Raw genomic sequence first — 13260 nt, 5'->3', positions numbered from 1 at the left:
TTCCTAGAGGCCGACCTCACGCATCAGCTGACCGACCTCGGGGTTGGTCAGGCGGCGCAGCCAGCCGGACTTCTGGTCGCCCAGCGCGATCGGGCCGAAGTGCGTGCGCACCAGCTTCTCGACCGGGAAGCCGGCCTCGGACAGCATCCGGCGGACGATGTGCTTGCGACCCTCGTGCAGGGTCACCTCGACCATGTAGTTCTTGCCGACGTTGGAGATCACCTTGAAGCTGTCGGCCCGGGCGAAGCCGTCCTCCAGCTCGATGCCCTTGGCCAGCTGCTTGCCCAGGTCCCGCGGGATCGGGCCCTGGATCGCGGCCAGGTAGGTCTTGGTCACGCCGTACCGGGGGTGGGTGAGGCGGTGGGCCAGCTCGCCGTGGTTGGTGAGCAGGATGATGCCCTCGGTCTCGGTGTCCAGGCGACCGACGTGGAAGAGCCTGGTCTCCCGGTTGGTCACGTAGTCGCCGAGGCACTGGCGGCCGTCCGGGTCCTCCATGGTGGAGACCACGCCGGCCGGCTTGTTCAGCGCGAAGAACAGGTACGACTGGGTGGCGACGGTCAGGCCGTCCACCTTGATCTCGTCCTTCTCCGGGTCGACCCGCTTGCCCTGCTCGGTCACGCGCTTGCCGTTGACCTCGACCCGGCCCTGCTCGATCAGCTCCTCGCACGCCCGGCGGCTGCCGATGCCCGCCCGGGCCAGCACCTTCTGCAGGCGCTCGCCCTCCTCGCTGCCCGTCTTCGGCAGCTTCACGGCCGGCTTGTCGTGCCGGGCGAGAACGGCGTCCTCGATCTTGGCCTGCAGCTCGCGCGAGCGCTGCGGCTGGCGGCGCGGGTCGCCCGGGGCGCCCTGGCCCTCACGGCGGGGCCGCGGGGCGGGGCTGGGACGGCGCCCGCTGTAGCCGCCGCGGGCGGGAGTGGCGTTGGGACCGCCGCCGAACTCGGGGCGGTCGTAGCGCCGCTCCTCGGGACGCAGCGGGCGGTCGGGGAACCGGCGGTCGTCGCGCCGGTCGTCCCGCCGGTCGTCGCGGCGGTCGTCCCGCCCGTACGAGCCGGAGCCGCCCCGCGAACCGCCGGAGCCGCCGCCGTAGGACCCGCCACGCGAGGAGCCCGAGCCGCCGCCGTACGAACCGCCGCGCGAACCCGCGCCGCCGCCGTACGAACCACCGCTCGACGAACCGCCGCGCGAGCCGGCACCGTACGAACCGGACCCACCGCGCGAAGCGCCGGAGCCGCCACCGTACGAACCGCCGCCGTACGAGCCACCGCCCGACGAACCGCCGCGCGAGCCGCCACCGTACGAGCCGCCGCCCGACGAACCCCCGCGCGAGCCGCCGCCGTACGAACCGCCGCCCGACGAACCCCCGCGCGAAGCGCCCGAGCCGCCACGGCCCGAGCCGCCCCCGTAGGAGCCGCCGCCGGCCTGGCCCCCGCCCTGTCCGCCGCGACCGCTGCCGCCGCCGCTGCTGTTCCTGCCGTTGCCACTGCTACGCATCAAAGTGTCCGTACGTCGTTCCGTCTGGGATGTGCGGTCGTTTCGGCCGACCTCACCGCCCCCCTACCGATCGAGCGAAGGCCGATCGGCCTCGCCACTGCCGTTCGCAGCCTGCGCGGCAGCGGCGGCGACCGCCTCCGCGATCATCGTGCCCTCCAGGGACTCCGCTTCCACGTCGTCGACCTCGGGCAGGAAGGGAGCAAGCTCCGGCAGCTCGTCCAGGCCGCGGAGCCCCATCCGTTCCAGGAAGTAGTTCGTCGTCCGATACAGGATCGCACCTGTTTCGGGCTCGGATCCGGCCTCTTCCACCAGTCCTCGCTGTACCAGGGTACGCATCACGCCGTCACAGTTCACACCACGGACGGCCGAGACCCGTGATCTGGACACCGGCTGCCGGTAGGCGACGACCGCCAGAGTCTCCAGCGCGGCCTGCGTCAGCCGGGCCTGCTGGCCGTCCAGGACGAAGCGGTCGACGGCCGGCGCGCACTCGGCACGGCTGTAGAACCGCCACCCGCCGGCCACCAGTCGCAGGTCGAAACCGCGGCCCTGGGCGGTGTACTCGGCGGACAGCTCGCGCAGCGCCGACGCCACCTCCTCCCGCGGTCGCTCCAGGACGGACGCCAGGTGGGCCTCCCGGGCGGGCTCGTCGACGACCATCAGAATCGCCTCCAGCTCGGCCTTCAACCCGGGCCCGCCGGCCGGCGCCGTCCCGGCCGCAACCCGCTCGGTCTCTCCCGCACCGGAAGTCGACGGAGCCGACTTCTGGTGCACGACCAGCACCTCGGACACCCCGGGAGCGGGCTCGGCCACCACCGCCGCACCGGCCCCGGTCGCCCCGGCCGCCACGTCGAGGACGGCCACCTCGTCGACGGCCACCTCGTCGACGGCCACCTCGACGACGGCCGTCTCAGAAGCCGCCACCCCACCGACCGCCGCCGCCCCACCGACCGCCGCCGCATCAATCACGACCGCGTCGACCACGACCGCGTCCAGCACCGGCTCCGCCACCACCCCCGGTGCCGGCTCCAGCCACTCCTCCGCCCTCGGCTGCCCCGGCACGCCGAGCGGACGCCGCACCGGCCGCTCTCCGGCGTTCGCCCCAGACGTCATCGCTCCTCCTTCTGCTCGCCCACCGGCCGGTCGAACTCGTCCGTCACCTCGACCGCGCCGCGGTCCTCCTCGGCCACCCAGCGCACCAGCAGCTCGCCCAGCGCCTCGGGCTGCTCGAAGGCGAGTACCCGCTCCCGGTACAGCTCCAGCAGGGCCAGGAAGCGGGCGACCACGACCAGGGTGTCCGGCGCGTCGGCGACCAGCCGCTGGAAGGACGCCTCGCCCAGCTCGGCGAGCAGCCCGACCACCAGCCCGGCCTGTTCCCGCACGCTGACCGGCGGGGAGTGGATGTGGTCGACGTAGACGACCGGCTCGGGCCTGGGCGTCATCGCCTTCGCCGCCAGTTGCGCGAACCGCTCCGTGCCGATGCTGATCACGACCTCGGGGAGCAGCTGCGCGTGCTGCGGCTCCAGGCCGACGGTCCGGGGGCGCCGGAGCAGCTCGGCGGCCCAGCGGTCGCCGAAGAGGGCCGCCGCCCGCTTGTAGGCCCGGTACTGCAGCAGCCGGGCGAAGAGCAGGTCGCGTGCCTCCAGCAGGGCGAGGTCCTCCTCGTCCTCGACCTCGGCGGCCGGCAGCAGCCGGGCGGCCTTGAGGTCGAGGAGCGTCGCGGCGACCACCAGGAACTCGGTCGCGGCGTCCAGGTCCCAGTCCGGGCCCATGGCCCGGATGTGCGCCATGAAGTCGTCGGTGACCGTGGCGAGCGCCACCTCGGTGACGTCCAGCTTGTGCTTGGCGATCAGGCTCAGCAGCAGGTCGAAGGGGCCCTCGAAGTTCTCCAGCCGCACCCGGAAGCCACCACGGGACTGACCGGCGACCTCAACCGACTCGGCAGCCCCGGCGCCCTCACCCGTCGCACCGACCTCGGCGGCCTCGGCGCCCTCAGCGGCAGCGCCCTCGGCGCCCTGACCAGCCGCAACGATCTCAGCGGCCCCAGCGGTCTCAGTGACCTCGAAGGTCTCGGCGGCGGGCGATTCGGAGGTGCTCGGCATGACGGTCCATCTTCACCCGGCGCCACCGCCCACCCCGCGCCGGGGCCGACGACACGCCGCACGCACCGCGCCCGGACCGGCACCACCGCCCGCCGGACACCGCCCCACAAGCGCCGAGCGCCGAGCCCCGGAGCCACTGGCTCCGAAGAACCGGCCCCCAGAACCCAGAGCCCTCAGAGCCTCAGAGCCCTCAGCGCCCGCGCAGCCGCCGCACCAGGATGCTCGCCTCGCCGCGCTGCTCCAGGTCGGCCAGCACCACCGCGATGGCCTCCCGGACGATCCGGCCGCGGTCCACCGCGAGGCCGTGCTCGCCACGGAGCACCAGCCGGGTGTGCTCGAGGTCCATCAGCTCCTCGGCGGACACGTACACGGTGATCTTCTCGTCGTGCCGCTCCCGCCCGGTGGGGCGGCGCGGAGCCCGGCCGCGCGGCCTGGGACGCCCTGTGGCGCCCGCCTGCTCCTCGGCGGCACCCGCGTGCTGGCGCGGCGCCGGCGCGGCGCTCCGGCCGCCCTGCACGGTCTTCCCGGCCTGTGCGGCGCCCGCCGCACCGCCCGCCGTGCTGCCCGCCGCACCGGTCTGCCCGATGCCCTGGGCCCCACCCGGCTGTGCCGGGGGCGGCACCGAGCCGGCCGACGGCTGGTGCTCGCGCGGCCGACCGGCCTCGCCGGCGGTCGCGGCACTCCCGTTCGTACTGCCCGCGGAGCCCCCGGCGCCGTCGTCGACGCCCTCGGCGCCGTCCGCTCCGGGGCCGGCGCCGTTGACGGTCCGCGCGGTCTCCGGTCTGGGTGCCTCGGCGGCCGGACGCGGCGCGAGGGACGGCGACAGCGCCATCCCGCCGGTGGTCCGGAACAGCTCGTCGGCACCCGGGAGACTCACTCGGCGGGGCGGCACCGGTCGAGCACCTCCCTGGCGAGCTGACGGTAGGCGGCGGCACCGACCGAGTTGGTCGCGTACGTCGTGATCGGCTCGCCGGCGACGGTGGTCTCCGGGAAGCGCACGGTCCGCCCGATGACGGTGTGGAAGACGTGCTCGCCGAACGCCTCGACGACCCGGGCCAGCACCTCGCGGCTGTGCACGGTGCGCGAGTCGTACATGGTGGCCAGGATGCCGTCCAGGCGCAGCTCGGGGTTGAGCCGCTCGCAGACCTTCTCGATCGTCTCGGTGAGCAGCGCGACACCGCGCAGCGCGAAGAACTCGCACTCCAGCGGGACGATGACGCTGTGAGCCGCCGTCAGGGCATTGACCGTCAGCAGGCCCAGCGAGGGCTGGCAGTCGATGATGACGAAGTCGTAGTCGGGCAGCAGCGGCTTCAGGGCGCGCGCCAGCGCGGACTCCCGGGCCACCTCGCTGACCAGCTGCACCTCGGCGGCGGAGAGGTCGATGTTGGAGGGCAGCAGGTCCATGCCCGGCACCGCGGTCTTCAGCAGCACCTCATCGGCCGTCAGCCCCCGCTCCATGAGCAGGTTGTAGACGGTGACGTCGAGCTCCATGGGGTTGACCCCGAGGCCCACCGAGAGGGCGCCCTGCGGGTCGAAGTCCACGAGCAGCACGCGGCGGCCGTACTCGGCCAGGGCCGCGCCCAGGTTGATGGTCGACGTGGTCTTGCCGACGCCGCCCTTCTGGTTGCACATCGCGATGATCTGCGCGGGGCCGTGCTCGGCCACCGGCGCGGGGATCGGGAAGTACGGCAGTGGACGGCCGGTCGGGCCGACCCGCTCGCGGCGCTGGCGCGCGGCGTCGGGGGCCAGCGTGGCGGCGTACTCCGGATCCGGCTCGTACTCGGCGTCCGGGTCGTCGTAGGCGCCGTAGGCGAACTCGCCGTAGGCCAGGCCGTGGGCCGGCAGGTCGACGTCGTAGTCGGTCACCGTGGTCACCTGTGCTGTGTTCTGGCGTGCTTCGAAAGTGCGGAGTGCGACCGAGCCGACCTCGGCCGAGCCCACGGTGGCCTGCCGGGCCCCGGACTCCTCACTCGGCTGGACGGCGGTGTGCTCCGCCAGTCCTGGCTGACCACCCCCGGGAGCAAATGTCGACTCATTCACAAGTCGTCTTACCTCCTTGGGCATCCAGGACTCTATGTCGATTCGTCAGCGTGGCAGCATGCCGACGGTTTGCGACTCTAGGCCGTTCAAGGCGTTCGCAGCAACACAATCCACGGTAGTGGGCAGGATGTGTCGACTATCGGGCAACCCTCTGTCAAGGGATGCGCGGGCCCTTGACCCTAACGTTTCTGCGGTCGGGTGACACGACCCACAGAAATTGACGACAGAGCGACCCGCCCGTGTCACCACCCGTTCACGGGCATGGCGAAGCCCCCGACCCTCCTTCTCCGCCCGTCGACGGGAGGGGAAGGAGGGCCGGGGGCCTACGGGCCGCCCTGCGGGGAGCAGCACCGGGTCGGGGCGGCCTGCGCCGGCCGGCGCGGACCGTCCCGGACCGGGGAAGGGCGAGGTCAGGCGAGCACGCTCTCCAGGGAGACGGACTCCAGGCCGAAGGCCTCGGCGACGGCGCCGAAGGTGATCTGGCCCTCGTGCACGTTCAGGCCCTTGGCGAGCGCCGGGTCGCGACGCAGCGCGTCCTTCCAGCCACGGTTGGCCAGCTCCACGATGTAGGGCAGCGTGGCGTTGGTCAGCGCGTAGGTGGAGGTGTTCGGGACGGCGCCCGGCATGTTGGCCACGCAGTAGAAGACCGAGTTGTGGACCTGGAAGGTCGGCTCGGCGTGCGTGGTCGCGTGCGAGTCCTCGAAGCAGCCGCCCTGGTCGATGGCGATGTCGACGAGCACGGAGCCCGGCTTCATGCGGGAGACCAGCTCGTTGGTGACGAGCTTCGGGGCCTTGGCGCCCGGGATCAGCACGGCGCCGATCACCAGGTCGGCCTCCAGGACGGCCTTCTCCAGCTCGAAGGCGTTGGAGGCGATGGCCTTGATCTTGGTGCCGAAGACCTTGTCGGCCTCGCGCAGCTTGTTGATGTCGCGGTCGAGCAGGGTCACCTCGTAGCCCATGCCGATGGCGATGGTGGCCGCGTGCCAGCCGGAGACGCCACCGCCGATGACGACGGCCTTGGCCGGGTGGGTGCCGGGCACGCCACCGGGCAGCACGCCGCGGCCGCCGGCCGGGCGCATCAGGTGGTAGGAGCCGACCTGCGGGGCCAGCCGGCCCGCGACCTCGGACATCGGCGCGAGCAGCGGCAGGGCGCCATTGGCGAGCTGCACGGTCTCGTACGCGATCGCGGTGGTGCCGGACGCGACCAGCGCGTCGGTGCCGGCGCGGTCGGCCGCCAGGTGCAGGTACGTGAAGACGGTCTGGCCCTTGCGCAGACGGTGGTACTCCTGGGCGATGGGCTCCTTGACCTTCAGCAGCAGGTCGGCGGTGGCCCACACCTCGTCGGCGGTGGGGAGGATGGTGGCGCCGGCGGCCACGTACTCCTCGTTGGGGATCGAGGAGCCGACACCGGCGTTGTCCTCGATGTAGACCTCGTGTCCGTTGCGGACCAGCTCATGCACGCCGGCGGGCGTGATGGCCACGCGGTACTCGTGGTTCTTGACCTCGCGGGGGATGCCGACCTTCACGGCTAAACACGTCCTCTTGCCATGGGGGTCCCTACCGGAGAAGACCGGCGGGCGACGCGCACGTGGGGAAGCCTCCGGAAGACACCGGGGCATGGATCGCTGCGCGACTGAGTTCGAGTGTAATGAAGCCCAGGCGGCGTGTCAGCCTTCCAAAGTGAATAAATCTGCCGGACACATTGGCAGGTTCGTAGGCTTCCCCAGCGATCTTCCCGCCAAAGCAATGCCAACCAGGCATCTCCGACAATACTCCGAAACCGCCCCCTACCACCCGCCGTCGAGACGTTCCCGCAGCTCCGCGAGGGCGGCGCCGACCACCTGGAGCCCGCGCTCGTCGCCCAGCCGCCGCAGCACCGCCAGGGACGACCGGTACTCCCGCTCGGCCTCCTCGAACCGGCGCTGCGCGGTGTGCGCCTCGGCCACCCGGGCGAGCAGCCGGGCCTCGGCGGCGTGGTCGCCCATCGACTGCCGCAGGGCGAGCGCCCGCCCGTACCAGTCGGCGGCGCGGACGGCCTCGCCGAGCGCCCGGTAGCACCCGGCCGCGCCCTCCAGTGCCCGGGCGCAGAGGGCCTCGTCGTCGGCGGAGCGGGCGTGTTCCAGGGCCGCCCGGTAGTGCGCGGCGGCCTGCTCCCAGCGGCCGGCGGCGGCCTGGAGATCACCCAGATTGAGCAGTGCGGCGGCGGCCCGGCGGGGCCTGCCGTGCCGCTCGGCCACGGTCAGCACCTGCTCGTGCAGCTGGTAGAGGTCCGCGGGGGCGGCGGCGCCGGTCAGCGGCAGCGCCCGGAGCAGGGCGGTGACCAGCCGGCCGGCCGAGCCGTCCAGATCGCCCTGGCCGATCGCGTCCGCGACGGCGCCGAGCAGGACGTCGCGCTCGCCGAGAAGCCACTGCCGGGCCTCGGCGGCGGAGCGCAGCCGGAGCGGGCCGGGCAGCGGGTCCGGGCCGGGGCCGCCGGCCGGGTCGAGCAGCGCGCGGGCGGAGTCGGTGAGCCGGACCAGCCGCTCCAGCAGCCGGGCCCGGGCCAGTTCGAGTTCGGCGGGCCGGTCCTCACGCTCGCGCAGCCGGACCAGCCGGGGGTAGAGCCGGCCGGGCACCCGGTAGCGGGGGGTGCCGTCGGCCGCGGGCGGCTCCTCGCCGAGCAGCTCCCGCTCGGCGAGCGCGGCCAGCGTGGTGGCGGCCTCCTGCGCCGGGCAGCCGACCAGCGCCGAGGCGGTCCGCGGGTCGGCCGTCTGCCCCGGGGCGAGGGTGAGCGCCCGCAGCATCCGGGCCTGGGCGGCCGGCAGCGTGCCGTACTGCAGGGTGAACGCGCCGATCAGCGGATCGTTGTCGGGCACCGGGACGGGTTCGGCGGGCTCGGGCGCGGGCTTCACCCAGGCGGCGGGGTCGGTCACCGGCACGGCGGCGGACGACAGGGCCCTCGCCGGGGCGACGGCGGCCGGCGACAGCGGCCCGGCGGCCGGCCCCGGACGGGAAGCCCCGGCGGAGGCGGCGGAGGGAGCAGCGGACGGTGCCGCCGGCCCGGGCGCCCCGGCGGCACCCGGCTTCCCGCTCCCGGCCCCACCCGCTCCCCCGCCCGGTCGGCCCCCCTGCCCCGGAGTCCGCTCCGGCGCCTGCTCCGAACCCTGCTTCCCGTCCTGGCTCCCGCCGCGCCGCTCACCGCGCTTCGCGCCCCTGGCAGCACCCGTGGGCCGCTTCCCGCCCTTCACTCCCCCCGGAGCTCCCCCCGGGACGTCCCTGGCCCCGCCCGGAGCCTGCCCGGCCGCCCCGGCCGCCCCGGCCGCCCCGTCGGCCCCGGTCCCCCCGTTCAGCGCGTCCTTCGCCCCGGGCCCGTCCCCCGCCCCCGTCGGCTTCGCACCACCCGCCCCCGCCGGTTTCACCCCACTGGCCGACTTCACGCCGCCCGCCGGGTTCACGCCGCCCGCCGGCTTCGCGTCGGCCTCCCGGACCGCCCGCGCCAGCTCCTTCGCGGCATCCGTGACCGCCAGTTTCGGGTTGCCGCGCAGCCAGCCGGCCATCAGCCGCAGCGCGGCCGGCCGGGAGGCGCAGGCCTCCGCGAGGTCGGCCCCGCCGACCGGGTCACAGCTGATCCGCGTCCCGCCGACCAGGTCCCCGAGCAGCTCGCCCGAGGCCTGCCGGTCGAGCCCGCCGAGGATGACCGGGTCGATGTCCTCGATGCCGGTGAGCGGCCCGGCGGTGGTCGCCAGGACGAGGCAGCCGGGCTCGTCCGCGAGCAGGGGCCAGAGCTGTCCGGCGTCCCGGACGTCGTCCAGCACCAGCAGGACCTTCCGCCCGGCCAGCGCCTCGCGCAGCGCGACGCAGGCGGGTTCGTCCCGGCCGTCCTCGACGGCGCCGGGCAGCGGGACGCCCGCGGTGTCCGCGCCGAGCTGCTCCAGCAGCCGGCGGGCGGCCCGGGCCGGGGGCACCCGGCCGCCGTCGGGGGCGGAGAGCCGGGCGAACAGCACGCCGTCGGGGTAGTCGGCGGCGGCGGTGAGGGCGAACCGGACGGCCAGTGTGGTCCGCCCGGAGCCGGGTCGGCCGGCCAGCACCAGGACCCGGCAGCGGCCCTCGGCCGGCCGGGCGGCGGCGGCCCGCAGGGCGGCGAGCTCGGCGCGCCGGCCGACGAGCAGCGTCGGACCGGCCGGCAGCCGGTCCAGTCCGGGCACGCCCTCGACGGGTACGCCGGGCCCCGCGTCCATCGTCGCCGTCTTCCTCGCCACCCGTGCCACTCCCGACGTCACCCAGTGCTCAGCGGAGGCGGCCCGGGACGGGCGGCCTGTCTGCGAAGCGTAGTTCGACCGTCCGGCTCCGCCGAGGTGACATCCGGTCGTACGAACCGGTAAGTCACTCCTGCGGATCAACGACGAGGTGAAGTCCCGCCCGGCGTCACGCCGTGAGGGGGCGCGCAGACCCACCCGGCGTCACGCCGAGGTAGGCCGCGCCGGCCCACCCGGCCGACGCCGGCCCGGCGGACGTCACACCGAGAAGGGCCGGGCCGGCCACGGCGAGTCCGCCGGGCGCAGCGCCTCCAGCCCACCGGGGCCGGTGAGGGCGGCGTGCACGGCCAGGGTGCCGGTGATCAGGGTGGGGTTGTGCAGCTCGCCCGCGTGGATGAGCCGGACCAGCTCGGTGACCGGCACCCGGGCGATCTCGATCTCCAGCTCCTCGCCGTGCGCCTCGTAGCGCTCGCCGTCGGCCTCGGTGAGGTCGGTGGCGAGGAAGAGCCGCAGCGCCTCGTCGGTGCCGCCGGGCGAGGTGTAGAAGTCGACCAGCACCCGCCAGCCGTCGGCCTTGCAGTGCGCCTCCTCGTACAGCTCGCGCTGGGCGGCGTGCAGCGGGTTCTCCCCGGGGACGTCGAGGAGGCCGGCCGGCAGCTCCCAGAGCCGCTGCCGGACGGGGTGGCGGTACTGGCGCAGGATCAGCACCCGCTGCCGGTCGTCCAGTGCCAGGACGGCGACCGAGCCGGGGTGGGTCTGGTAGTCGCGGCGGGCCCAGCCGCCGTCGGGCATCCGGACCTCCTCGGAGCGCACCCCGGTGACCCTGCCCTGGAACGGCGTCGTGGTCCCCCGGGTCTCCCACTCCTCGGCCACGTCAAAGATGCTCTGGTCGTCCATCGCTCTCCCCTTTTCGTCAGTACGACACAATCTAACGCCGGACGGCGGCCCCGCGGGAATCGCGGGGCCGCCGTCCGGTGACATGTCGACGACTACTGGTCGGTCCTGACTACTGACCGGCCGTCTTGATCTCGATGGCCGCCTTGACCAGGCCCGCGAACAGCGGGTGCGGGCGGGTCGGGCGGGACTTCAGCTCCGGGTGGGCCTGGGTGGCCACCAGGTAGGGGTGCACCTCGCGCGGGTACTCGACGTACTCGACCAGGTCGCCCTTCGGGGAGAGGCCGGAGAACTGCAGGCCGGTCTTCTCCAGGTCGGCGCGGTACGCGTTGTTGACCTCGTAGCGGTGGCGGTGGCGCTCCTCGACGTACTGCTCGCCGCCGTAGACCTCACGGACGATGGAGCCCTCGGCGAGCTTGGCCGGGTAGAGGCCCAGGCGCATGGTGCCGCCCAGGTCGCCCTTGCCGTCGACGATGGCCAGCTGCTCGGCCATGGTGGAGATGACCGGGTACTTGGCGGCGGCGTCGAACTCGGTGGAGTTGGCCTCGGGCAGGCCGGCCAGGTTGCGGGCGGCCTCGATGACCACGCACTGCAGGCCCAGGCAGAGGCCGAGCAGCGGGACGCGGTTCTCGCGGGCGTAGGTGATCGCGGCGACCTTGCCGTCCACACCGCGGTCGCCGAAGCCACCGGGGATGCAGATGGCGTCCACGTCGCCGAGGTGCTCCTGCGCGCCCTCGGGCGTGCTGCAGTCGTCCGAGGTGACCCACTTGATCTCGACCCGGGCGTTGTTGGCGAAACCGCCGGCGCGCAGCGCCTCGGTCACCGACAGGTAGGCGTCCGGCAGGTCGATGTACTTGCCGACCAGCGCGACCTTGACGATGTGCTGCGGCTCGTGGACGCGGCGCAGCAGGTCGTCCCAGGTGGTCCAGTCCACGTCGCGGAACGGCAGGTCCAGGCGGCGCACCACGTACGCGTCCAGGCCCTCGCCGTGCAGGACCTTGGGGATGTCGTAGATCGACTTGGCGTCGATGGCCGCGACCACGGCCTCCTCGTCCACGTCGCACATCAACGAGATCTTGCGCTTGATGGCCTGCGGGACCTCGCGGTCGGCGCGCAGCACGATGGCGTCCGGCTGGATGCCGATGTTGCGCAGCGCGGCCACCGAGTGCTGGGTGGGCTTGGTCTTCAGCTCGCCCGAGGGGCCGATGTACGGCAGCAGGGAGACGTGCACGAAGAACACGTTGTCCCGGCCGACCTCGTGGCGGACCTGGCGGACGGCCTCCAGGAAGGGCAGCGACTCGATGTCGCCGACGGTGCCGCCGACCTCGGTGATCACCACGTCGACGTCCTCGGTCGCCATCCGGCGGATCCGGGCCTTGATCTCGTTGGTGATGTGCGGGATGACCTGGACGGTGTCGCCCAGGTACTCGCCGCGGCGCTCCTTGGCGATGACCGTCGAGTACACCTGGCCGGTGGTGACGTTCGCCGAGCCGTGCAGGTTGGTGTCGAGGAACCGCTCGTAGTGGCCGACGTCCAGGTCGGTCTCGGCGCCGTCGTCGGTGACGAAGACCTCGCCGTGCTGGAACGGGTTCATGGTGCCCGGGTCCACGTTGAGGTACGGGTCGAGCTTCTGCATCGTCACGCGCAGTCCGCGGGCCTTGAGCAGGGCGCCCAGGCTGGAGGCGGTGAGGCCCTTGCCGAGAGAAGAGGCGACACCCCCGGTGACGAAGAGGTGCTTGGTCGTCACGGCGCGGCCGTTCGATGCCTTGCCGGAATGGGGCTGTGCCAAGAGGGGGCTCCCGTGGGTCGCGTGTCGAAGGTGACGTGGGCGGGATGCTCTCGGCTCGCCTCGCGCGACGGGAGTGCGGTGCGGTGCACGGCGCTCGAAGGGTCGTCGGTTCGGCTGGTCCGGGGCGTTTGATCCCACCGGTCCACGGGATACCAGGGTATCAGTGACCCGGCCGGGACGCGTTCCGGCCCGCTCGCGGCGCCCCGGGACCACACTCCCGGCGCACCACCGGCGCACCATCGGGCGCACGAGTCACACCGGTCGCACCACCCGCCCGAGCGGGCCACTCCGCGGCGCTCGGGCGGGTCATGAGAGCCCCTCCCGACGGACCATCCGGAGGTGATCCTTCCGAGCCATCCTGCACGGCTCCCCCACGATGCACGGCATTTCCGCCGAATTGTGGCGCCACGCAGGGCTGCGTCCGCGTGCTTCGCCCCTTTCGTCCGTCGTAAGCTGCACGGACGCATCGCCGACAGCACGAGCAAGCGGAGGGCGTGGGAGGGTCAGGACACCTCTCGGTCCCCGATGCGCGACCGGACCTCCCCGTTACCAAGCTCCCCCCACCCACCCTGGGGCTCGACCGAGCCTCGCGCGGACACTCCAGCAAGGCCTGCCACCACCCCCGGCAGGCCGGACGTCCCGGGGTGGCCCCGGCCCCGCAGACCCGCTGGCTCTCCCCGGATCGCCGATGCGTCGTGACCACATTGCGAAC

9 protein-coding genes are annotated in these 13260 nt (G+C 73.7%); all 9 read right to left on the bottom strand.

Annotated features, from left to right (window positions below):
• Window positions 1-3 precede the first annotated feature (3 nt).
• Window positions 4-1491 carry a pseudouridine synthase gene (locus ACWDRR_RS37825; RefSeq protein ID WP_449776808.1) on the bottom strand — a complete coding sequence of 496 codons (1488 nt, stop codon included), beginning with the start codon at window positions 1489-1491 and terminating at the stop codon, window positions 4-6.
• A 63-nt stretch (window positions 1492-1554) separates the two neighbouring features.
• On the bottom strand, window positions 1555-2148 hold the full coding sequence (scpB, locus tag ACWDRR_RS37820; protein ID WP_449776825.1) for an SMC-Scp complex subunit ScpB: 594 nt from the start codon (window positions 2146-2148) through the stop codon (window positions 1555-1557).
• Between the two features lie 449 nt (window positions 2149-2597).
• A complete protein-coding gene (locus ACWDRR_RS37815) occupies window positions 2598-3590 on the bottom strand; it encodes a segregation and condensation protein A (RefSeq protein ID WP_449776807.1) in 993 nt (330 codons plus the stop codon).
• 190 nt (window positions 3591-3780) lie between these two features.
• Window positions 3781-4467, bottom strand: coding sequence for a hypothetical protein (locus tag ACWDRR_RS37810; RefSeq protein ID WP_449776806.1), 687 nt, complete (start codon window positions 4465-4467; stop codon window positions 3781-3783).
• Window positions 4464-5531 carry a ParA family protein gene (locus ACWDRR_RS37805; protein ID WP_380392235.1) on the bottom strand — a complete coding sequence of 356 codons (1068 nt, stop codon included), beginning with the start codon at window positions 5529-5531 and terminating at the stop codon, window positions 4464-4466. Before ACWDRR_RS37805 ends, ACWDRR_RS37810 begins: the two co-directional genes overlap by 4 nt.
• Before the next feature lie 509 nt (window positions 5532-6040).
• Window positions 6041-7156, bottom strand: coding sequence for an alanine dehydrogenase (gene ald, locus ACWDRR_RS37800; protein WP_387949136.1), 1116 nt, complete (start codon window positions 7154-7156; stop codon window positions 6041-6043).
• A 261-nt stretch (window positions 7157-7417) separates the two neighbouring features.
• Window positions 7418-9868, bottom strand: a complete 2451-nt coding sequence (locus tag ACWDRR_RS37795) for a tetratricopeptide repeat protein (RefSeq protein ID WP_449776805.1) — start codon at window positions 9866-9868, stop codon at window positions 7418-7420.
• A 255-nt stretch (window positions 9869-10123) separates the two neighbouring features.
• Window positions 10124-10762 carry an NUDIX domain-containing protein gene (locus ACWDRR_RS37790; protein WP_449776804.1) on the bottom strand — a complete coding sequence of 213 codons (639 nt, stop codon included), beginning with the start codon at window positions 10760-10762 and terminating at the stop codon, window positions 10124-10126.
• 109 nt (window positions 10763-10871) lie between these two features.
• Complete coding sequence (locus ACWDRR_RS37785; RefSeq protein WP_449776803.1) at window positions 10872-12548, bottom strand: CTP synthase; 1677 nt, start codon at window positions 12546-12548, stop codon at window positions 10872-10874.
• Window positions 12549-13260 lie beyond the last annotated feature (712 nt).

Source organism: Kitasatospora sp. NPDC003701, from assembly GCF_053587085.1.
This window is presented reverse-complemented; position numbering and strand designations above follow the sequence as displayed.